General features: G+C 35.9%; 19 protein-coding genes and 4 pseudogenes. 20 read left to right on the top strand and 3 right to left on the bottom strand.

Annotated features, from left to right (window positions below):
• Positions 1-12 precede the first annotated feature (12 nt).
• From EEL30_18440 to EEL30_18405, 8 genes and pseudogenes are all read left to right on the top strand, one after another.
• On the top strand, positions 13-1509 hold the full coding sequence (locus EEL30_18440; GenBank protein ID QDX94089.1) for a hypothetical protein: 1497 nt from the start codon (positions 13-15) through the stop codon (positions 1507-1509).
• A gap of 94 nt (positions 1510-1603) precedes the next feature.
• Positions 1604-2103: pseudogene (locus EEL30_18435) on the top strand (hypothetical protein).
• Between the two features lie 130 nt (positions 2104-2233).
• A pseudogene (locus EEL30_18430) lies at positions 2234-2491 on the top strand (adhesin).
• A gap of 271 nt (positions 2492-2762) precedes the next feature.
• Positions 2763-2954: a DUF2933 domain-containing protein gene (locus EEL30_18425; protein QDX94088.1), complete on the top strand. Its 192-nt coding sequence runs from the start codon at positions 2763-2765 to the stop codon at positions 2952-2954.
• 25 nt (positions 2955-2979) lie between these two features.
• A complete protein-coding gene (locus EEL30_18420) occupies positions 2980-3234 on the top strand; it encodes a hypothetical protein (protein QDX94087.1) in 255 nt (84 codons plus the stop codon).
• Between the two features lie 295 nt (positions 3235-3529).
• Positions 3530-4246, top strand: a complete 717-nt coding sequence (locus tag EEL30_18415) for a DNA-binding response regulator (protein ID QDX94086.1) — start codon at positions 3530-3532, stop codon at positions 4244-4246.
• On the top strand, positions 4243-5649 hold the full coding sequence (locus EEL30_18410; protein QDX94085.1) for a sensor histidine kinase: 1407 nt from the start codon (positions 4243-4245) through the stop codon (positions 5647-5649). The genes EEL30_18415 and EEL30_18410 overlap by 4 nt, the downstream gene beginning before the upstream one ends.
• Entirely contained in the window at positions 5646-5858 is a 213-nt protein-coding gene (locus EEL30_18405) for a hypothetical protein (GenBank protein ID QDX94084.1), read from the top strand. Before EEL30_18410 ends, EEL30_18405 begins: the two co-directional genes overlap by 4 nt.
• 182 nt (positions 5859-6040) lie before the next feature.
• Here the strand turns inward: EEL30_18405 and EEL30_18400 are convergent, their stop codons facing one another.
• Complete coding sequence (locus tag EEL30_18400) at positions 6041-7618, bottom strand: multicopper oxidase family protein (protein ID QDX94083.1); 1578 nt, start codon at positions 7616-7618, stop codon at positions 6041-6043.
• 182 nt (positions 7619-7800) lie between these two features.
• On the opposite strand from EEL30_18400, the gene EEL30_18395 reads away from it, so the two are divergent.
• From EEL30_18395 to EEL30_18365, 7 genes and pseudogenes are all read left to right on the top strand, one after another.
• Positions 7801-7905 carry a hypothetical protein gene (locus tag EEL30_18395; protein ID QDX94082.1) on the top strand — a complete coding sequence of 35 codons (105 nt, stop codon included), beginning with the start codon at positions 7801-7803 and terminating at the stop codon, positions 7903-7905.
• Between the two features lie 199 nt (positions 7906-8104).
• A complete protein-coding gene (locus EEL30_18390; GenBank protein ID QDX94081.1) occupies positions 8105-9160 on the top strand; it encodes a cell wall-binding repeat-containing protein in 1056 nt (351 codons plus the stop codon).
• A 183-nt stretch (positions 9161-9343) separates the two neighbouring features.
• A complete protein-coding gene (locus EEL30_18385; GenBank protein QDX94080.1) occupies positions 9344-10465 on the top strand; it encodes a transposase in 1122 nt (373 codons plus the stop codon).
• A gap of 14 nt (positions 10466-10479) precedes the next feature.
• A pseudogene (locus tag EEL30_18380) lies at positions 10480-12594 on the top strand (transposase).
• Positions 12587-12967 carry a transposase gene (locus EEL30_18375; protein QDX94079.1) on the top strand — a complete coding sequence of 127 codons (381 nt, stop codon included), beginning with the start codon at positions 12587-12589 and terminating at the stop codon, positions 12965-12967. Before EEL30_18380 ends, EEL30_18375 begins: the two are co-directional and overlap by 8 nt.
• 182 nt (positions 12968-13149) lie before the next feature.
• The gene (locus tag EEL30_18370; GenBank protein ID QDX94078.1) at positions 13150-13917 is read left to right on the top strand and encodes an N-acetyltransferase; all 768 of its coding nucleotides are present in this window, start codon (positions 13150-13152) and stop codon (positions 13915-13917) included.
• 269 nt (positions 13918-14186) lie between these two features.
• Positions 14187-14690, top strand: a complete 504-nt coding sequence (locus EEL30_18365) for a hypothetical protein (protein QDX94077.1) — start codon at positions 14187-14189, stop codon at positions 14688-14690.
• A 400-nt stretch (positions 14691-15090) separates the two neighbouring features.
• Here the strand turns inward: EEL30_18365 and EEL30_18360 are convergent, their stop codons facing one another.
• Positions 15091-15954 carry an IS3 family transposase gene (locus EEL30_18360; GenBank protein ID QDX94076.1) on the bottom strand — a complete coding sequence of 288 codons (864 nt, stop codon included), beginning with the start codon at positions 15952-15954 and terminating at the stop codon, positions 15091-15093.
• Between the two features lie 4 nt (positions 15955-15958).
• Positions 15959-16636: a transposase gene (locus EEL30_18355; protein ID QDX94075.1), complete on the bottom strand. Its 678-nt coding sequence runs from the start codon at positions 16634-16636 to the stop codon at positions 15959-15961.
• A 242-nt stretch (positions 16637-16878) separates the two neighbouring features.
• On the opposite strand from EEL30_18355, the gene EEL30_18350 reads away from it, so the two are divergent.
• The 5 genes and pseudogenes from EEL30_18350 (at position 16879) to EEL30_18330 (ending at position 23629) form a co-directional block, all read left to right on the top strand.
• The gene (locus tag EEL30_18350; GenBank protein QDX94074.1) at positions 16879-18363 is read left to right on the top strand and encodes a hypothetical protein; all 1485 of its coding nucleotides are present in this window, start codon (positions 16879-16881) and stop codon (positions 18361-18363) included.
• Positions 18364-18588: 225 nt separating this feature from the next.
• Positions 18589-19254 (top strand): hypothetical protein, encoded by a 666-nt coding sequence (locus EEL30_18345; protein QDX94073.1) that lies wholly within the window; start codon positions 18589-18591, stop codon positions 19252-19254.
• Positions 19244-21208, top strand: coding sequence for a hypothetical protein (locus tag EEL30_18340; protein ID QDX94072.1), 1965 nt, complete (start codon positions 19244-19246; stop codon positions 21206-21208). The genes EEL30_18345 and EEL30_18340 overlap by 11 nt, the downstream gene beginning before the upstream one ends.
• 11 nt (positions 21209-21219) lie before the next feature.
• A pseudogene (locus EEL30_18335) lies at positions 21220-22115 on the top strand (ATP-binding protein).
• Between the two features lie 11 nt (positions 22116-22126).
• Positions 22127-23629: a hypothetical protein gene (locus tag EEL30_18330; protein ID QDX94071.1), complete on the top strand. Its 1503-nt coding sequence runs from the start codon at positions 22127-22129 to the stop codon at positions 23627-23629.
• The last annotated feature ends 120 nt before the right edge of the window (positions 23630-23749 follow it).

The raw sequence follows: 23749 nt of genomic DNA, 5'->3' as shown, positions 1-23749 counted from the left end.
GGAGTGAAGTCTTTGTTTAACGAGTCCTCATATGCATGGAGAAAAGAGTGGATTAGATCATTAGAATCTCCTTGGTCCATCCTTGAAAAATTCAAATATGCTAATGAAACTTCGTCGTATGATGCATTGAAAATCTTTGGAATAACAACGGTAAAAAAAATAAGGTTGGTTGGAGAGCGTTATAGAAATCTTGTTACACTGACTGGGTTTGATTTAAAAACTACAAGGAAAATCCTATCTTTTGACCTCATTGCTACTAACCGTCAATATCTACATGAGTTGTTTGGTTATTTCTCTCATAGACACAATGAACACTTTTTCGTAAGGAACCAACTATGGTATTGCATAGAATGTATGCGAAATGGATTCCATAGCATTCTACATCAAGTAACATTTCTTCACTATTGTCCTTTTCACATGATACCTTTGCAAGATGCTTGTCCGAAATGTACGGCAACATTCCTTTATGAATGTAATGACGCTGGGTTTTCTTCTCCTTATCAGTGTAAATGTAACTTTTCCTTTTTAGAAATTGGGGAAAATGAGAAATTCTTCAAAAAATGGTCTAAGGAAGAAACACTCCGATGTGATTTTGTAAAAAAGTGGATAACTTTAAACGAAAAACAAAGGAAAACTTTTTCTAATATTTATATGTACCCCTCAGAGGAGCTTAAAAATTCTCCGTATACTCTCCAAGGACTCTTACATACACTATCTCCTTATGGTGAGAAAAACAAATTCTATATAAGCATAAATAGTACTCCTCAAATAAAAAAAATAAAAGGCTATCGTGAGATAATAGAAAATAGGACAGGGGAGGAGATTAATACAAAACAAATTCAAGCAACATTACGATATCAGAAACTACAAGAAGACTTGTATGAGTCATACGAAAAGGTTATTTCTTCAATCGCACGTCACTTGAGAAGAACCCTATTACTTAAGCATACAACTTGTATCAACCGTTACTATACAGATCCTCATTCCATCCCCAGATGCCCGTATGCATTTGCATACCTACACTGGAGATCTCAAGTTGAAAGATATCGTGATCCAGGTCACGTTATATCAATTTCCCGTCCTATGAACTTTCATCCAGAAGATGTTAGATTTCCATTTCATACGCATAATGAATTTTTCGAGAAACTCTTTACTCTATGGAGAGCCAAGGTTTCCGACATCACATTTGAATCTAGAGCAACTCTTAAGTGGGTTGTTGGAAGATCTATAGCAGAGGTAGCAAATTGTATTTTCAAACAATATTTACGTTATGCAGAAATAAATCCAGAATATTTTCATGGTCACTATATCATTCCTTTTCAGGTAAGCAATATCCGTCCCTTTTTTCTTCAAATAGACTTTGCAGATTTGAAACCACCAAAAATGTATCTTGAAGTTTCTTCAAATTATTCACATGATACTCCGCAACTATCTTGTCCATTTAAAACTGTAAAAAATAAAAGAGATCCACAAAGAATGAAAAAATGTAAGGATTACAAGTCGACATGAAATCTTTCTTTACCGTCCAAAATAGCTTACATAAATATTTTGATGGAGTAATCCCTATAGATGATACTGATACCATTCCAGAAGTCAGCAATGAATTCAACAGTCTAAAGACTTACTGGATCAAGAAGGACTCGCATATTTAGAAGAAGATCTTCGATCCCCCTGTACGGAAGAAATTGCGGTCTTTCGAGCCTTTGCAAAGATTGTAGAAAAGGTAAACGAAGAGATCGTTGTAATTGATACAGCACCCACTGGACATACGTTGCTATTATTAGATGCCACACAAGCTTATCATAAAGAGATTGAGCGTTCTTCTGGTGAGGTTCCACAGTCTGTACTAAAATTGCTACCACGTCTTCGTGATCAAAAAGAAACCAGTGTCGTTATTGTAACGTTGGCTGAAGCAACGCCTGTGCAGGAATCGCACCAACATGGTGGGTCATTAATCAAAGCTTCTATGTAACTCCAACGGCAGATCCCATTATACGTGGACGTGCTATTGCAGAGAAGGAATGGATCAGTGAAATAAAACAAAAATCAAACAATCAATTTATCGTAATTCCATGGTTGTCCAAAGTTGACAACCTCACATGAACGTGGGAGCTCTATATGAGTAAGGTTACGATCATAGGAACAGACTATATGGCAGCCTAAGACGATGAACGGTTTTTTGAGGGTACTGATACTCATACCTGGAGTAAAACATTGTAGAGGAGAGAAAGACATGATTATTACAGATAAAGCGAAAGAGTTCGTTCAAGAGTTAATGGAAGATAGTAGTGTTTTTACATTGCGATTTACTTTTGAAGGAGAGGATGCTGTGGACCAAATTACGGAATTACACTAGAGAAATCAAATGAAAATGATAAGGTGACAGAAATAAATGGAATTGAGGTAGCAATAGACCCTAATGTTTTAAGTTTGGTTTGATTCCATTACACTTGATTATCAACAAGACAAACAAGGGTCTGGTCTTGTCTAGTGACACAAACATATGAACCAAAGAGAAAATGAATATCCCATATCTATTAAGGTTTTATCCTAAAAAGGTATACATGTTTATGTCACACTTTTGGACACAAACATGTATACCAGATGATTGTTTCGAACCAATAAAATCGCGGTTATTATGACATTGGTTTGTCTACGTTTTTCTCCTAATATCTATGTGGTTAACATGATTTCAACACTCTTTCTACACATCTTTTATTTACTATACATGTATATGAAACTTAGGTAAGGAGGTTTTACTAATGGATTGGAGTTGGCTATTATTGTTGGCTTGCCCCTTGATGATGATCTTTATGATGTTTGGTATGCGTGGAGGGCATAATCACAATTCGAAAAGTAATGAGCAAGCAGCGCTAAGGCTTCAGACAGAGCTGGAACAATTAAAAGTTGAAAACGAGAAACTGAGAAGAGATAGTAAGGATTTGGCTAAATAAATTTCTCTAATAAGGAGGAATGCAAGTGAGTTGTTGTGGAAATCACAGTAAAGAAACTGTTGATCATAAGAAGCACTCAGAAAGCGCCAAACCGATCAAAAAACACAATTGGATGATGGGGTTATGTTGTATTCTTCCAGTCATTCTTTTTGTGGGTGTATTTTTAATCAATACAAAATTAGGTGTATCCACGAATTTCTCTTTATTAGGTTTGCTCTTGCTTTGTCCAATTTCCCATATGATTATCACGACTCTGATAAATGGAAGGAAAAGAGAGTGAAAACGTTACAAATATTTTTGAATGCCGTATGCTAATCATTCAAGCATACGGCATTCATTTTCATGTTTTCTATTGAAGTGTATTGTAGAATAACAAAAAGAGAAAAATAGATTGGGATAAAACAGAAGGGTAACGTTTATACCATAAAACGGATATAAAGCAAACATAAGTCAGTATTGCAATATGTAACGATGTAAAAGCTCTATAATATAAGTACTGGCTAGAAGAACATTTTATGGCTGTTAATTGTTATACATAACTGGATAATGGTATCCATAAATAGAAAATGAAGTAGGTGAGTAATTTGTCAAAAATTCAGGTGTTAGTTGTAGATGACGAATGGAATATGCGGAATTTGCTTCGTATTTATTTAACAAAGGAAGGTTTTGTTATACAGGAGGCTACGAATGGTTACGATGCTTTATCAATGATCAAGAAGCATTCCTTCGACATCATATTACTGGATGTGATGATGCCGGGGATGGATGGTTGGCAGGTCTGTAAAGCAATTAGGGAGGTTGAGAAAATACCTATTCTAATGCTTACCGCCAGATCTGAAACAAAGGATAAAGTACATGGACTGGGAATTGGAGCAGACGATTATGTAACGAAACCATTTGAACCTGAAGAGCTACTGGCACGTGTTTATTCATTATTACGGCGCTCCACAATTAACCAAGGTAATACGTCTCAAAGATCAGTTCTGGAATTTCCAAACTTGAGAATATTTCCAGATGCAAGGGAAGTACTCATCCATGATGTTTCCATAGATTTTACACAAAAGGAGTTCGATTTGTTACTCACATTAGCTGAAAGTGGTCAACGAGCTTTTACCCGAGAAGCGTTGATAGAACGATCATGGGGTTATGACTATACCGGTGACACCCGAGTCGTGGATACCCATGTGAAAAATATTCGTGAAAAATTATATCGTTATGGACTGGGTTATAACCCCATTCAAACGGTCTGGGGAATTGGTTATAAATTTCATGTAATAGGTGAAACAAAATGAGAAGAAATCGAATTGGGAAGAAATTAGGACTAATGATTATAACTGCTTTTCTAATTGTTTTGTTATTTCTTGGGTTTACTATTTACCAAATGTTTACTAATTTTTATTACACAGAAATGAAAATAGAAGTATCTGAAATGACAACACATTTTTCAAAAATGGCAGAAACTATAAATACTTCTTCAGAGCAGATGATGCTAACATTTGCCGACTTTTCTAAAGTTAGCATGTTTTATATAAATGCAAACGGTAGTATCATTCTTCATTCAGGTGAACATAATCCGTCCGATCGTAGCTTTATTCGATCAGAGGATATCAAGGCGATTCTTTCGGGGAAATCAGTCAGTTTAGAACATAAGGACCCATTGGGGAACCGATATGTAGTCATCGGGCAGCCAATTTTCAAAAACAATTCTGTTAGTTCTGCTATATATGTAATGGCTTCTACCAAACATATGGATGAATCTCTTGCGACTGTACGCAACCTCCTAATACTCTCCGGTATTGGTGCATTTTTACTAGCACTAGGTATTACATGGATTATGGCCCAAGTTTTATCCAGACCATTACTACAGATGCAAATCGCTACAAGAAAAATTGCAAAAGGTGAGTTGGAAACAAGGCTAGAGATCCAAAGCAAGGACGAAATTGGTTTTCTTGCTGAAGCAATTAATGATCTGGCGGTGGATCTTCAACGTTATCGTGATAACCGGCAAGAATTTTTTGCTAATATTTCTCATGAGCTACGAACACCAATTACCTATTTGGAAGGGTATGCGAAGGTAGTTAAAAATCGAATGTATGAAACGGAAGAAGAGAAGGATAGATATTTGGATATTATTTACCAGGAAGCATTACGAATCCAACACCTTGTTGATGATCTGTTTGAACTAGCTAAAATGGAAGAAGGAAAAATAACCTTTTGCATGGAGTGGATAGATCTTGTAGAAATTATTAATCTGGCTATTCGGAAAATAGAATTGAAAGCAAAAGAAAAAAAATTAGAACTGTATTTCTATCAATCTGGAACAATTCCGTTCATATGTGGGGATGCGATACGAATGGAGCAGATTGTACTTAATCTTTTAGAAAATGCGGTGCGTTATACAGAACAAGGGGAGATTACCATTTATTTGAATGGATCAATGGATTTTGTTTCATTCTCTGTGAAAGACACAGGAATAGGAATTCCTGAAAATGAAATTCCGTTTATTTTCGATAGATTCTATAGAGTTGAAAAATCACGATCCCGGGAATATGGGGGTACTGGTTTAGGGCTATCTATTGTTAAAAAACTGGTAGAAATACAGGGTGGTTCGATTCAGGTGAGTAGTAAGAATGGGGAGGGAACCCGTTTTGAAGTTCGATTTGCTCTTCAGGAATCTCAGGGGGAAATAACATGACAAAAATAGACTGGCTCATTGCTATTCTCATCATGGTAATGGGATTGATGTGCATGATCTTTTCTGCAATATACTTTCGAAACGGAACATTCATTGAAAATGTTAGTAACATAAAAACCTTTTGTTTCTGGATGACGATATCTGGTGCTATTATTTTGCTGATTTATTTTTGGTTACGACGAAAAATAGACAATCAAGATAAACAGTAAATCTATTGGGGAATACATCAATGATTCATATCAACATTTCTGCCCATTCATGCTAACTTAACCAAAAAGAAAAGTTCGTTGAAGTGAACGTGAACTAGGAGAATACACAACAATCACGATTAGTTACCAGCAAGCAAAGAGAATGGGGCAGGAACAATTGTTCCTGCCCTTTCTGGTGCTGCTTATTCCGGCATATTGTTTACCGTCGGATCAACTGTAAAGTTGGGTTTGAAGCCCTCGTATTTCACCTCGGACACCATACCTTGCGATGCGTGTCCTAGATCATGGCAATGGAACATCCAATTACCTGGGTTGTCAGCTTTGAAGGCAACCACATATTCTTCCCCTGGCAGAAGATTCAACGTATCCTTCACCAATGGGGAACCAGAAACGGACTTGCCGTTTTTACTCAATACTTGGAAGAAGTGACCATGCAGATGCATGGGGTGAAGGTCTTCTCGAGATTTGTTCACTAGTTTAACTTTCACGAGATCTCCTTTCTTCACATTGAGAGGAGGAGTATTAGGGAATGTCTTACCATTAATCGTAAAAGCCATTTCTCCGTTGCTCATCTCAGTATTCAGGTCCATCGTATACTCGACGTCATACTTGCTGTCCAACGAGAAATTGCTTTTTGCTGCATCACCATAAGTGGTGATGTCAACCAAAGGTAAGTCACCGGTTTCTGATTTTGGTGATACGCTTTCAGACCCTTCGTAAACGATAGGAACAGTCAGGGATTTTGCACCCGGATTGGAACTTCGTTCCTCCAGCAGCCAACTTCCTGGATTATTAGCAAAAAATTCAATATCGTATCGTTCTCCCGGGGCGATGTTTAACAATTGCCTGCTCACAAGAGGCGGGTTATTGATCGGTTGACCATCCGTTGAAACAATTTTGTATTCATGTCCCTGAAGGTTGAGTTTGTGGGAGAGAAAGCCAGCATTAACAAGGCGGATTCTCACTTTTTCTCCTTCCTTAACCTTCAGTGGTTGAATCGCTGCTCCGGTCTTTCCGTTGGCAGAAAAAATCGTGTACATAAGCGACATCATTTCGGCATCACTCATCGGCATTTCCGAGCTGCCCATGTTCATACCTGCATGGCCCCCTCCGTGGCTCATTCCAGACATGCTATCATCTTTCATCCATTCATCTAGTACAAGCGTATAATCTTTATCGACAGGTTGCTGGTCTTTGGGTTCCACTACAAGAGATCCGTACAGCCCTTTATCAACCTGTACCACGCCGTTTTGGTGCGAGTGGTACCAGTAAGTTCCAGGAACATCTACCGTAAACTGGTAGATAAAGGTTTCTCCAGGTTTTACAGCGTTTTGAGTAACTCCCGGGATTCCGTCCATGTTATGAGGTACCGGGAGGCCGTGCCAGTGGATGGTTACCGGTTCTGGCAACTCGTTGTTCAAGACAACCTTGATTTTTTCACCCTGTTTGACACGCAGTTGAGGGCCAGGGACTGTTCCGTTGTACGTCCACGCATTTTTCATCGTGTTGTCGTCGAGATGAAGCATGCTTTCCTTTGCAGTAAGCGTAAACGTATTTCCTGTGAGCACTTCTATTTTTGAATCACCAGAGGCGGACATAGGTTTCGTCTGGTCATTTTCAGGCTTCTTCGACGTCATATTCTCCATGTCGTTGTCCTGGTTTGTCTGTTGCGTGCTATTGGAGCAAGCAGAGAGCACCAATACACCTGCCAGAACGATTGGGAGTGCTATCCACTTGTTCAAGTGTTTCTTGTTACGCATATTTATACCTCCTTTTCGGCTTCTGTTGGAAAGAGTATCACACGATTATGTGGAAATGATGAAGATTTACATACTGTATAGGGGTATGTTTAAAATATAGGGAAAGGAGGAATGATACACATGTTTCAACAGCTTCCGATCACTTCAGTCGCAGTAATCACTCTGATAAAACCAAGCAAAGCATGATAAACTGGCTCAATCGAATAGAGGGTCAAGTTCGCGGTATAAAAGGGCTCATCGAAAAAGATACGTATTGTGACGACGTTTTAAATCAGATTGCAATGTAGGCAATCACAGCTTTCGGTACTCGTACTTGTGCGTTGGAAAACGCGCCTCATTTTGAAAAAACTTGAATAGTACGGCAAATCCATGGGCACTAGTTACAGTAACTATGGTAATGCTCCGCATATATTTGTTGGATCAAATTCTTCGTTTCAAGGGACTCAATTAGACATTTGCACATAAGATGGGGATGAGGTGATTCGATTGTTTAGCGCAAATACGGTAGACACTACACGAATTTGGGGAGATCACGATCTTGCTGTGATGATCAACTCACTGCAGATGGCATATCCCGGGTTTCCTCGAACGACGGTGTCCTGGAAACCAAATGCACTTGTCCTCACTCCGATTACTGCTTTTCCATTCGCCTTTACAGCGTCTTCATTGGTTCACCATCCGAATAACGCACCCATTATGCTGGTTCCGGAGAGGCTTACGGAAGAACTGACGAATGAAATTCTTCGTCTACATCCGGAGGGAAAAGATGTCCCTGCTCAAGTATTTTTGATTGGTCCCGTAAGTGAAACGATAGAACGACAGGTCAGAAACCTTGGACTGTCTACGGTTCGCATCGGCAGTCAAAACCCATACGAAACTTCTGTAGCCGTATCAAACTATCGGCTGACTTATCCTCCGATGTCAGAACAAGGGAAAAACAATCTGTTTCTATTGTCAGGTGAAACCTTTGCGGAAAGCATGTTTGCTCCGAACTATGCTATGCATGAAGGACTCCCCATTTTGTTGACAAAAAGAACGGAGCTGTCACCGATCGTCTTGCAGTTCCTGACGGAACACCAGAGAATGAACGCCTATCTTGTTGGTTCAGAATCTACGATTTCACTAGAGGTAGAGGCGCTAGTACGTCGAACCATAAGGGGAAATGTGGTGAGAATAACAGGGAACTCGCCTTATGAAAACTCGGTAAATTTTTCTCGTTTTTTTGATCCACAAACAGAAGTTGGATGGAATCGGAATCAGCCAGGCAGAGGAGATGCATTTTCGTTTGTAACAGCAAGTGACTGGAGGACTGCCATTTTTTCAGGGCTTTTCTCCCACTTGGGAAAGCATGCCCCTTTACTGCTAACCGAATATGACCAACTTCCCAGAGTCGTACTTTCGTACCTTCAGCATCTGAATCCACACAGGAGTGGCTCCACACAACCCCCGTATATGCATGGGTACGTGTTTGGCAACTTTGATGCACTGTCTTATCAGACCCAGGTTAATATAGAAGAGGCAATTATACTACGGGAGCATTAAATGTGGTTTTAAAATAAAGTTTGATAATTCAAAACTTAAATAGACTAAACTAATAATAGGATATTATGTTTAATATATGAGCATATATCCTCTTTTCTTTACATATTAAATTTTTTATTTAGATATTTAAAAAATCGTTCAATATGTATAAAATATAAAAAGATTATTTGGGGGTGAAGTGCTATTAGAGTTCAAGAGGTTATTTTGGAGAATAACAATAAGAGATACATATTACTAGATCAAGAGGGGTTGCCTGTAATGCCAGTCATGAGGTATATAAAGTATTTAGACAAGACAGGAAAAAGCCCTAATACTCAAAAAACATATTGTTATTCCTTAAAACATTTTTTTACCTACTTAGAAGAAACAAACAAAGATTATAAGTTTATTAGATTAGAGGATTTAATAGAGTTTGTGGGGTGGTTAAGAAGTCCTTATGAGAGTTCAAAGGTCACTCCCCTTCAACAAGAGAAATCAAAGCGAAGGGAAAAAACAATTAACCTTACAATTACAGTTGTAGCAAACTTCTATGACTACCTTTACCGAAATGAAGTGGTACAAAATGACATGATGGAAAAGTTAATGAAACAAGTATTTACAGGAGGAAACTCACGTTACAAAAGTTTCTTACATCATGTTAATAAGGACAAGCCATCAATTAGAAATATACTGAAATTAAAAGAACCACGCAAAAGAGTAGATACACTCAGAAAAGAACAAGTACAACAAGTATTACAAGCAACCACTAATATACGAGATAAGTTCTTAATTCAATTGTTATTTGAAACGGGATTACGTATTGGAGAAGCTCTCGCTCTCTTTATGGAGGATTTTGTTTTTGATCATCAAAAGGGGCATCGGATTCGTTTAGTAGATCGAGGGGAATTAGAAAACGGTGCAATGTTAAAAACAGGGGAACGAGAAATTTATGTGTCACAATCTTTAATGGATTTATATGATGATTATTTGTATGAAGTGATTGACGAATTAGATTTAGATTCAAACTTTACTTTTGTAAAACTAAGGGGAAAAGATATAGGAAAACCAATGGAATATTGGAACGTAGAATCTCTTTTTAAGCGTTTGAGGAAGAAAACAGGGCTAAACTTACACCCCCATCTATTTCGCCATACACACGCCACCATATTCTATCAGAAAACCAAAGATATTAAGCAGGTACAAGAACGATTAGGACACGCACAAATTCAAACAACAATGAACTTATACCTTCATCCTTCGGAAGAAGAAATCCGTGAGGATTGGGAAAAAGCACAGTCCGAATTTAATTTATCGAAACTGGAATGAAAAGGAGTTAATTGATGAAAGAAACGAAAAAAATTTATGTGATTGAACAGAGATTTCATGAAGCACAAAAAAATATACTATCCACCTTTCTCGTAAAAACAATAAATGAAGATGGTTCGGTTACAGTTGTACAAGTAAACAATCCCTATTTCTTAGTGAATGACAAGTGGAATATCCATTTTATTGGTGAAATAAAACAGTTTGAGGAATTAGTATCAAATTATAAGTATGCCAATAAAAATATATATTTCCGATTCACCAACCCTACAATCAACATAGAAGTGAAATATATTTATTATCAACAACTCTTTAACGATTTATGGACAATAAGTAGTGTTTTTAACGCTTATCAATTCCCATTAAAGAAAATGACCGAGTTCATAAACAAAAATTATCCTGAACTAACATCATTGTTGGATTTGGATATTGATAAAGTAGAACGAGAGTATTTGTTTTGGTTGAATGAAAATGGAGTCACTACTCATCGGTTTAAACAAATGATAATTCAAAACGATTTGGTTGAAAAAACACCAGTAGCAGGTTTTTTAAGAAAAACTTATAATATGTTATTTCAATTCACGGACAACCGAGAAGAGTTTGAAAAAGACAAATGGGATGTTCGTGTTTTACATGATAAGTACGGTATAGAATACAATAAAAGTAAAAGTCAATATTACCTTAATTTTTCAAAGTTTGATAAAGATATTCGTGAGCAAATAAAGAAATATATAAAACAACGATTGCTTAGTAAAAACAAATTTTCATGGTGTACAGCAAAAAACTATCTAGCTTTTCTCCCAGTGTTTTTCACATTTGTATTTTCTTTAGAGCCAACGTGGCAGGATTTAAAGGCTTTAAATCGTACACATATTGTAAAATATATTGAATATTTACATGAATACGCTAAAAACAATTTGAAGAAACGTAACTCTCAACCCGAACAGTATGTAAATCTCTCACTAACAAAACTACAAAAGTTCCTTGAAGATATTCAACGGTACGAATATGAAATGGCTCCTGAAACACCTGTACAACGATTGATTTTTCCCGATGATAAACCGAAAGTACGGAAAAAATCCATTGACCAAATTGACTATATTCCCGACTATGTATTAGAGCAATTATTCACTCATATCAATGACTTGCATAAAGATTTTCAACCTGTTGTTTGGATAACGTTTAAAACAGGACTAAGAATATCCGATGCACTTGGGTTAACTTCTGATTGCTTAGTCAAACTCAATGGTAAATATTACATAGAAACTGATGTTAAAAAAACATACTTAAAAGGACATAGGATTCCGATTGATGATGAGTTAGCAGGTATACTTGCCGTTCTGATTGATATATCCAAAGAATTGGGTAATCAAGACAACAACCCCAAAGGGTATATTTTCGTTCGCTATCGTGGTCAGCGCAAAGGAAAACCATTTAATCAAAGTTTTTTTCAAGATCAACTAAATATATTAGCAATGCAAAAGAACATCACCGATGAAAATGGGAACTTATTTCATTTTAAACCTCACCAATTCCGACACACCTACGGTGTAAAAATGTTAAACGGTGGTGCGGATATTCTAACCGTATAAGAATTGTTGGCTCACGCATCTCCAGAAATGACATTACGATACGCCAAGTTATTAGATGATACCAAAAGGAAAGTGTTTGAATTGGTAATAAAACAAGGGGTATTCAGTTTTGACTTAAACGGTGAAGTACAAGAAATTAAAGCAGGAGAAGATATTCCAACTGACATATTGGATGCCTTATGGCAGGATCATAAGCTAAATGCGATGGACAACCCTTATGGAACGTGTCACGCTCGGTTGAACGGAAACTGCCCTCATATGGAAGCACCTCCTTGCCTAACTTGTGGTGATAATCAAACACCATGTAAAGATTTAGCGGTAGGTTTTTCAGAGTTAGATAAGGAAAAGTATGAACTTCATATTAAAACAACCACAAAGGCAATTGAAATAGCAAAACAACGAGGTCGAGAAGATATTGCGGAGAAGAACCAAAAGAATCTACAACGTTACCAAAACATTTTAAATACTCTTCAAGAAGGAAATATTATTTTTGGTAGACAAGATCGAATGAAAAGAAAGTTGGGGGTTAAAAATGTCTGAATATGACCGTTCTGCTCATTTGAAAGCAATACATGCCAAACGAAAGGCGAATACCTACCTGAGAGTAGATGAAGCCATTAAAAGGCTCATAAAAGCCAATGAAAAAATAAATTTTAATAGTGTATCCAGTGAAGCTGATGTTTCTAAAGCAACGCTCTATAATAACAAAGAATTTCGTTCAAGGATTGAAACATTGCGAAGTCAACAGTCACAAGTGTCTACATCGAAACAACTAAAGCGAGAAATGAACGAAAGCAATAAAGATGCCCTTATCGCCTCTCTAAAAAGGAAGAACAAAAAATTGGAGGAAGAAAACAGGCAACTCAGAGAGCAATTGAAAGTAGCTTATGCGGATGTTTATAAAAGGTTATAGTCAGAGAAAAACTTCCTCCTTTTCAACAATCGGGCCAGATTATTGAAAAAAGAAAATGAATCACTTCAATGTTTTCTGAAAATTATGGGAGGATATAAATACTGTGAACACAGTTTTTTTAGAATTTAAGTGACCTTATAATAAAAAAGAGCGCGCTAAATTAAATTGAAAGGTGCAAAAACATGATTACAAATCAACAATTAGTAATAAACAATTTTGAAGAAAAATTAAAAGTATTTACTCATGCAGTTAGTGGAGAACTTACAAAGGAAGAAGATTTCGTCATAGCAAATACAGAAATTCCTACTGATACATTCAATGTATTATTGCCGAAATCTCCAAATATCAAAAATGCAGTTAAGATTAGACATGGAATCGATAATTTTTCTTATAAAGAATATCCCTTTAGTATTTGGATTGATGCTCAGTATTTAAACGATGATTGGAAAAAACTTATGCAAGAATATGACCTAAAAGAAACGGAACGTAATGTAATGATGAAACTTGAAAATACTCTTAATGTTGGTCAAAGAATTTCCCATCAGCTTATGATTACTAATGTGAAAAATAATGAAGAACTTTTAAAATATATAGAGGTATTTATGAGCTTATTTGAAGGCACACCAGAAAAAGATGCATTAGAAAGTTACTTTAATAAGTTTTCACAAATAAAATTAGGTTCAGAAGTTCAAATGTTTATTGGATGCATAGACGAAATGGCTGTAACTACTGGTTTATTAATAGAAAGCAAAGATAGTTATGGTATTTATGATGTGATGACAAAAGAAACATTTAGAGGTAAAGGAATTGGCAGTGAAATGTTTCAATTTCTTCTAAATCAAACAAAGGATAAACAAAAACCAGTTGTATTACAGGCTTCAGATGATGGGAAAAATATCTATAAGCGATTTGGATTTATAGATGTCGGAGAAATGGTTGTATTTGAATAAGGGGTTCTCTTATTAAGCTAAAGGGCGCGATTGTTTAACAAGAAGTAAAGGAGTGATAATTTGAAAAAGTCTGATCATTTATAAAAAAGTTTGATAAGAAATCCTGTGAGCTAGAATTTCTTATTTCACTAACGGGCAGGAGAGGTTAGCGTAAGAAGGATTTAGTGTAGATATTATAGAACATTTCAATTAATCTGTTAATAATTCAAATCTATCTTGTAAATTAAAAATAGAAGAATTAAACAAACATTTTTTAGGGGGATTTTTTTATGTTCCAAACCTTAGACCATTTTTTAAAATCTTGGGAGTTCGAAGCTGCTGCTACACAGAAACTACTGAGTAATCTAACTGATGAATCACTTAAACAGGAAATAACTTCACAAAATTGGACTTTAGGACGTATTGCTTGGCATACCGTTGCTGCTATTCGCATTATTACTTCAAATACAAACTTAACGTTTGATGCCCCAGCCGAAGATTATCCCGTTCCTACTACGGCTCAGTTTATAGCAGACAGTTATCATCAAGCTAGTAATGCATTTGTACAGGCATTAAAAAAAGAATGGACTGACCATACACTACAAGAACGTATCGAATTTATAGGTCAACAGATGCCAAATGGTTCACTATTAATGTTTTTGATTCAACATCAAAGCCACCATCGAGGACAAATGACAGTTCTTATGCGACAGGCAGGATTAACTGTCCCAGGAATTTATGGTCCTTCAAAAGAGGAATGGGCAAAGTTTGGTATGGAAGCCCCACAAATGTAGTTCAACAAAACCCATCCTAATGGTCAAACTTCTTGTATTACATTTCCATCCGGTATTGTATAATCAATTTTGTTCAATCTTTTTTCGAAATTGATTCTTTTTGTTGCTGTCTTTTATTAAACTAACGGGCTCTTTAGTGGAATAAGGAGCATTAAATTAATCAAACTTTTTTATAAAAAACAGTTCTGAAAAGTAAAAGAGAGCCATCGTTTTGATCAATCTTTGTTCAAAATAATGGCTTTTTATATGCAGTGAAATCAAGGATTTAGAGTAATTTTTAATCAAACTTTATTCTAAACCAACATTAAAAAAAGACTGGGGGATTAAATGAAGAGACAGAAGACACTAGATCGAGTGAACTGCACCCTGTCAAGTAGACAGTACAAAAAATAAAAAACAGTTAAGCAGCCTTAGTTCTGTATTCCATTGGACTAAGGCTGTTTAGTTTTACCTGTAATCGGTCGTTATTGTAAAAGTACATGTAGTCATCAATGTCTTTCTTAAGTTCCTCGAAGGTACTATATGAATGCAAATAATACTTCTCACATTTAAGGGTTCCCCAGAACGCTTCTATTGGACCGTTATCAATACACCTGCCAACTCGGGACATGCTGTGGGTTAGTTTGTCGGCAAATAACTTTTTGAACCTGAAAGAGGTATATTGAAAACCTCGATCACTATGAAGCATAGGCTTACTTCCTGGTACCGCTTGCAAGGCCAAATTCACTGTTTTAAACACAAGGCTATTGTTATTGGAATGGCCTAAAACATAGGAGACAATCGAGTTATCATGAAGGTCTAAGATAGCACTTAAATAGGCCTTCTGGCCACTTCCGTACTTGAATTCCGTTATATCGGTTACCCACTTCTCATTCGGTGTTTTCGCATAAAACTCACGATTTAACAGATTCTCAGCAACTTGCTGTGGAGTTGAACGCGCATATTTTTTTCTCTTTCTGCGGATCACCGATTGGATTCCTTTTTTCTTCATAAGGCGTTGTATTCGCTTATGATTGATCCGTCGCTGGGTCTGGCGGCGCAAATGGAGGGTTAACCGACGGTACCCGTAGATGCCATCAACCTTCTCGTATAACGAGAGCATGGCATCAGTGAGTTGTTGATTTTTCAGTTCACGAGAACTGGTTTTGCGATTGAGCCATTTGTAATAGCTTGACCGTGAAATCTTTGCGATTTCACACAATACCTGCACGCTACATTGTTCTTCTTGGCTTGAATGGCAAGGTAGACATTCTCCTGCCGATATTGGCTTAACGTCGCCACCTTTCGATTTCCTGTAACTTTTTTAAGAAAGCATTCTCTGCTCGAAGCCGCTCATTTTCATACTCCAGCTTTTTCATTGCGAACTTTTGGCGATCCGCTTCGGTTAACTCCTCAAGCGCTTTTTTTCTTCCCCGCCCATCCTGTAAAGCATCCTGACCGTCATTTTCATACTTCTTTACCCATTGGTACACTTGTTGGTAGGAGACCTGGTACTGCTCCGCTGTCTTTTGATAGTCATGATGATGGGTAAGACAATAAAGAACAATATCAATCCTCTCCTGCCAAGTTGTAGATCGACCTTTCGTCATAGCTTTCACTCCCCCTGTATAGGTTTTTAAGCTGCTATGACCATTATACTTCTTTACCCAGTTGGAGAGTTGTGTTCGGCTGGCTATCTTGTACTTATCGATGGTCTGATATTGTGACAATCCCCCATAGAGATAATCCCTCACCGCTTGAAGCTTTAGTTCCGCAGAATAACTTCTATTGTGGGTTCGAACCTCTAACCCTTCGTATCCATACACTTCATAACGACCTCGCCATTTCGCTAAGGTTGATTTGTTAATCCCGTATTTTTTAACTGTAGCCATAAGACCCCACTGGCCACTTTCAACTTCTTGTAGGATGGCGAATTTCTCTGGCGCACCATATTGTACTTTAGGCATGAAAAAGCTCCCCTCACAGTAGCAGGTTTTATTATTTCACCTGTCTACCTTTAGGGGAGCATATCAGAGTAGATCTGGTCTTTTGTTTTTTTATGTATAAATTTCTCTTTTGTAAGAGTAATTTATTGTTAAATATGGTATTTTTAATAAAAATATCCATTCAAAATTACTCGTTTTAGATACGCATCTAAAAATAATGGGGTGAAGGTACTTTGAGTAGGTTTACTTGGAGAAAAGAGTGGGTGAGATGGTTTGAATCACCTTGGTCTACGATAGAAAAATTTAAATATGCAAACGAACTAACATCGAAAGAGGTATTAAAATTATTAGGTTCAAACCATGTAAAATCTTTAAAAACTAATGCAGGAAGGTGTCACCGCACATATTTATCCTTACAAGGTTTTGATCTTGAACAAACGAATCATATCCTTCAATTTCATTTTTTAAAAGAATATCAAAATAATCTACAGCAATTAATTGGGCATTTTAATCAAAAATATGAGGATAAAGCTTTTATTCGAGATCATTTGTTTTTTTGTAAGAAATGTATACGGACAGGGTATCATAGTGTATTTCACCAGTTTACATTACTGTATCATTGTCCATTTCACATGATTCCTTTGGAAAATTATTGTCCCCATTGTAAACATCTAATTCCTTATGAGTGTAGCGACCAACTATTGACTTCTCCATTCCAATGTAAATGTGGATATATGTTTTTTAAAAAAAGGAGAAGAGAAAGGTTTTTTCAACACTGGGGAAAGGAAGAAGAGTTAGTTTGTAAAAATGTCTTAAAGTGGCTATCACTTAATGAAAACCAAAAGACGTATATAAGTAACCTTCATATATTCCCAACAAAATTCAGTGAAAAGACTAGTCTGTTAGATGGTATATTACAAAGTGTTTCTGTACAGAGTGAGGATCTACAACCTTATAAAAAAGTGCAGAGCACCCGAAATATCAGACTGATAAAAACAACGGAGAAAAAAATTAAAAATAACCAATGTAGAACACAAAAATCCCAAGAATATCTGAATGATAAATTAGAAATAGAATTTCAGGAAGATTTGTATAACTCATATTGTAAAACTATATCTTCTATATCAAGAAAGTTGAGAAACACGATCTTAAAAAAGCATAAAACTTGTATACATCGATTCTATGGGGGGAATGAGACGGAGCAACAGTGTCCTTATGCATTTGCTTATTTACATTGGAGTGCAATTGTTAGAAGGTATATGAGTCCTAGCTTTGTGGATTCAAAATTTGGTCGTATAGAACCAGCAAATCATAATTTTGTAGATTTTCCTTTTTACTATGATAATACTTTCTATGAAAGTCTTTTTTGGCAATGGGCATTCAAATCAAAAAATATTATTATCGACGAAAATATGGATGCTATTAAATGGGTTTTTGGAAGATGCTTAGCTCATGCTGCTATTGCCTTTTTTAACGAATGGATTCATCAAACAGAAATAAATCCAGAGTATCAAAAAAAGTTCAAGGGTATTTGGAGAGGAGTATTTAACTATGATTGTGTACCAGACTATTTTCTGCATATAGACTTCGAAGGAAACCATGCACCAGAATTTTATTTCCATGAAATCCCCAAAATCTACTTAGAAAATACCTCTTGTAAATGTCCTTTTACATCTGTAAAAAGCAGAAGAGAGCCGTATAGGAAAAAACGGTTTGAGGAATTACGTGGTATTTACCAAAGAAAATAATACGATCATTATTAATAGCATGTAGGTTGTTTACATACACTAAAAAAAACAGTGACACAAACATGGTTGCACTCTTGTTTTATGACACAAACATGGTTGCATCGTCGTAAAAACAGGTTTATAAAATCGTTAACTGAAAAATATCATAAAAGATAATTTTTAACAGTTATAATATTAGAAAAATAAGGAAATTATGATATTATCTTATTTAAAGGAGGGATTTTTGTGTTTAATACTCCTGTTCCAATGAAAAGAAGTAATAAATTTGGCAGCAATTACTGGTATGTTTATAGTCCGAAAATTAATAGGATGGTTCAACTCTTTAGCGATCTTGAATATGATCATTGGTTGTTGATAGAAGGGAATCCTATGATAAAAAAATTTTGTGAACAACCAAAAAAAATTCGAGTTCTTGTTAATGGACTCTATGTCACATCAATTTTTGATATGTGGATACAGCGCTTTGATGGAAGTCAAAGTTTTATTGAGATCAAATATCTTCAAGACTTAAATTCCACGAATCCAATGTCAACTAGATCAATACGTCAAACAACTGTTCAACAAAAATGGTGTGAAGAAAATGGTTATGAATATACATTATTAACAGAACAGGAAATTAGAAGTAATACCTTTCTTTTAGATAATCTTAAGACGATTATTCCTTTTTTACGTCCTAACCTCATAACGAATGAGGTTGATCATAGAACTATTAACCAGATTATAGGTAATCAACGTCTCACAATAAAACAGATACGTGAAAACTGTAAACATCTTTCAGCTTTAAGAATTAACCAAACCCTATACCGCATGATCTATTTAGGAGAAATAAATTCAGATATTAGTGAAAAGGCATTATCTTTAGCCACAGAGGTGTGGAAAGATGGTAAATAGAAAATTCTTTGAGGATATAGCACTAGATGCTGCTTATCTTGATACCGATAATTGGCCAACAGTTTTAATTGAAATCTTAGATGAAAGTGACAAAGAAAAGTTTCTTAATCGAAAACGTGCAGTAGATATGTATTTGAATTCAAATGTTACAGCAACTGAAATTGCATTAGAAACCGGAATTCACAGAAACCATATTACAAAATATGTTAAAAAATGCTTGTTGTTTGATGATGAAGGTAGAATTTGGGGATACCGAGCACTTATTCCACAAAAAAACACAGTAAAATATACACGAAAAAATATTAATACTAAAGGTCAGAAAATGACTGGCTCCTTCAATTTACTTCTAACCAAATACCCCAGAATAAAAGAATTAATCTTTGAAAAATTCTTTAATACAAACCGATCCTACTCTAATGAACCCAATATGAGAGTGAAATTCTTACATCGTCAGTTTCTCAATGCTTGTAGGGCATCTGGATTATCGATTACAGATTATCCATTCAATACAAAAGATCTCGGCCGTCGTTCTTTATATCGTTACATTAAAATGATATCAACTAACTTTCCTGAAAAAGCTGCACAAAGATTTGGAGATGATGCAGCCAGGCATTTAAAAAATACTGGTATAGGAACTAAAAAAGAAATCCCCGTAAGACCATTTCAACGTGTTGAATTTGATGGTCATTGCATAGATCTCATTTTAACTATTACCTTTCAAAATCAGTATGGAGATGAATGTACCGATACTATTGAAAGACTTTGGATACTAGTTATTATTGATGTAGCAACTAGAGTAATTCTTGGCTACCATATTTGCATCGCTTCCCAATATTCTTCAACTGATGTTCTTACTTGTATTCGTAATGCGATTGAACCAGGTCATCTAAAAGAATTGACGATCCCTGGACTGAAATACTCAGATAACGGAGGCTTTCATTGGCAAGCTATACCGGACACTCAATGGGCTTTATGGAATGAATTTAGTTACGACAATGGGAAGGCAAACCTAGCAAAGATAGTAACAAGTCGACTAACAAATATTGTTGGATGTGCAGTCAATCCAGGTCCAGTTAATATGCCAGAAAGAAGACCCTTTGTTGAAAGGTTTTTTGGAATATTAGAGGAGATGGGATTTCATCGTTTGCAAAATACTACTGGTAGCAGTCCATCAGATCCAAGAAGAGGAGATCCTGAAAAAATTGCATTGAAATATGAAATGTCTGTTGAAGATTTAGAGCAGGTAACTGCTGTTTTAATTGCCAATTATAATCGTACACCACACAGTGGAATTGGAAATCTAACTCCATTAGAAGTAATGGAACAAAGGGTGATGAAAGGAATGGAACCACGAGTACTAGCTGAAGAAGAAAGAACCAATGTAGGTTTCTTTGAAATGACAGTAAAAAGAACGATTAGGGGAAGTATTAAAATTGGAAGGCGGCCATATATCACTTTCCAAGGCGTGGATTATAGGAATGATTTAGTATCAAGTACATTTGATTTAATTGGCCAAGAGATAATTCTTTTAGTTAATACCAAAGATATCCGGTTTCTTAAAGCTTTTCTAAATGACGGTTCAGAATTAGGGTATTTTACTGCCACGGGAAGATGGGGAATAACTCCACATTCACTTCAAATGAGAAAACAAATTAATGCTTTATCACGAAAAAAATTACTCTCGTACACCCAATTAGATGATCCCATCGAGGCTCTTCAGAATTATTTAGTAAGTAAAGCAAGTAACAACAAAAAGTCTCGTACAAAATTAGCTGCAACTAAACATTATCGCGATCAAAATCCTATATCATCCGTTGATAAGTCTAAAGATAATCAAACTAATTCAGAAATTAATGAAAAAAGTAATTTTAAAAACAAACAACCTCTTTCTGCACAGAACACTGACCAAGAATTATCCGCATTAAGAAAAAAATTTAAAACAATAAATATTTAGAGGTGATCAAAATGGGGAAAGAAATAAGCAAACAAATTTCTTTTGATGACCTTCTAAATCAGCCTAGACCACCTGTTCCTAAAGGAACTCACCCGGAGGAATTATTTTTGGGCGTCCACGTTTAGGAAAGACAAGGGCTATAGAATTTCTCATGCATACACTTCCAGATGAATTTGGTTCAGATTTACCTATTTTTCATATTAGAACATTACATGTCAAGGTACCAAACGAGATGACTTTCTTCGAAACACTGCTGAACGATGTGGGTCACAGTGTACCTTTTACGGGAAAAACTTCATTGAAAAGAAGTAGACTATGTAAATTCCTCATAGAACGAGGTGACTTATCCAAGCATAAACGTGTTGTTATGTTTATCGACGAAGCCCAATGTTTACATGAATTACAATTTGGTTGGCTAATGGATATTTATAATGAACTAGATAAATATCGAATCGCAATGACAGTAATATTAGTAGGACAACCAGAATTGATTCATTTAAGATCGATATTTATAGAGACCAAAAGGCATCAATTTTTTGGTATTAAGAGCTTAGGAGACTTGCGTGTCTGCTTGCAATGTTTTGATCAAATGGCTGAGTTCCCAAAGGATAGTGGGTGGTCTTACACGCGGTATTACTTTCCTGAGGCTTATGCATTAGGCCATAGGTTAGAAGACTGTACTAAAGAGTTGTATGAAGTTTTTAGTTTACTCCGCCAAGAAGCTAGAATTAAAGGTCAATTAGAAATACCGATGCAGTACGTAATCACAACTATCGAATATGCTTTATTAGAATTTGGTGTTGAAGGTCAAAATGTGAGATGGCTAACAAAAGCATTATGGAAGGAAGCAATTACTGTATCAGGCTACCTTTTTGCTGAGTTAAAGATACAATCAGATCCTGAATAGGGGGAAAGAATATGAATGATCATACAACTTTTACTTGGCGATCTGAATGGATCAGATGGTTTGAGTCACCTTGGTCTACCATTGAAAAGTTTAAATATGCGAATGAGATAACATCACGGGATGTATTACGATTCCTCGGAACCCAAACTGTTCAAAAAATTAAAACAACGATCGGTGAAATTCATAGGAATTATGTTACTTTAAGTGGATTTGATACACAACTAACAAAGGAAAGATTACAATACGATCTTTACGTAATGAATCGAACGTACCTCGATAAATTATTCGTTCAATTTCCGCATAGGAGCAATGAATTTTTGTTTATTAACCCCATACTAATCTTCTGTATAGAATGTATCAAAAGAGGTTTTCATAGTCATCTTCACCAAATATCCTTTCTACGGTATTGCCCATTTCACATGATTCCCTTACAAAAGGAATGTCCAAATTGTAGGAATACTTTTCTTTACGAATGTTATGATAAAGGTTTTAGCTCTTCTTTTACATGCAAATGTGGACATTTGTTCTTGCAACAAGAAAAGAATAAACCGTTTTTCCATAATTGGACGATGGAAGAAGATCTTCAATGTGCACGTGTAAAAAAATGGACCACTTTAGAAAACAAAGAAAGAGAAATATTCAACACACTTCACATTTACCCTTCTAAAGAACTTCAGCAATCGCCACATACACTAAATGGTTTGCTTCAGGCTTCAAATCCACATTGCACAAGATCAGAGTCTTATATAACAATAAAAAGCACTCCTAACATTAGACGAATTAAAGGGCAAAGACAATTAGAAGAAAATAGGGAATTTGGGGATTTACAAGTAAACCGTATAAAATATAGGTTTAAATTGATTAAACTTCATGAAGACCTATACGAATCTTATTCCAAAGTTATTTCATCTCTTGCACGTCAATTAAGAAAGACAATTCTAAAACAGCATAAAACATGTATACATCGGTTTTACAACGAGTCTGTAACAATGCCAAAATGCCCATTTGCTTTTGCCTATCTTCATTGGAGGTCACAAATTGAAAGATATAGAGATTCTCACAATGTCATTTCAATATCTCGACCGATGATGGAGAATCCTGAAGAAGTGAAGTTTCCTTTGCATCCCTACCCACCGCAAACGGAATATTTCGAAAAACTGTATCATCTATGGAGTTCATCTGGATTGGATATAACAACAGAATCTAGATCTTCACTCAAATGGGTATTTGGCAGAGCATTAGCAGACTTTTCACTTTCGATTTTCAATCAGTATTTACGTTATACAAGAGACAATGTAAAAGACTACCAATCTGTAAGGCCTCCTTTTCAAACGAGTAATGTCAGACCCTTTTTCTTCACACTAAATTTTTTGAGTGAGGAATCTCCTCATATGCACCTTGAAATAGATCCACGTTATTTACCTCCAATCACCGGACTACTTTGTCCCTTTCAAACCGTGAAAAGTAGAAGAGAGCCACATAGAAAACAAAAAAAAGAAAACGACAACCAATAAAATCCGGGAAAATAACATATGGCATGGTCACAGTACATAAAGAAGTACAAATGCCCATTGAACGGATAGGATTTAAATGCTAATATAGCGATATGGCTATATGGTAATTATAAAGGAGGT

This window comes from Brevibacillus laterosporus (assembly GCA_007833815.1).
Classification (GTDB): Bacteria; Bacillota; Bacilli; order Brevibacillales; family Brevibacillaceae; genus Brevibacillus_B; species Brevibacillus_B laterosporus_D.
The sequence above is the reverse complement of the archived record's forward strand: the minus strand, read 5'-3'. Positions and strand labels throughout refer to the sequence as shown.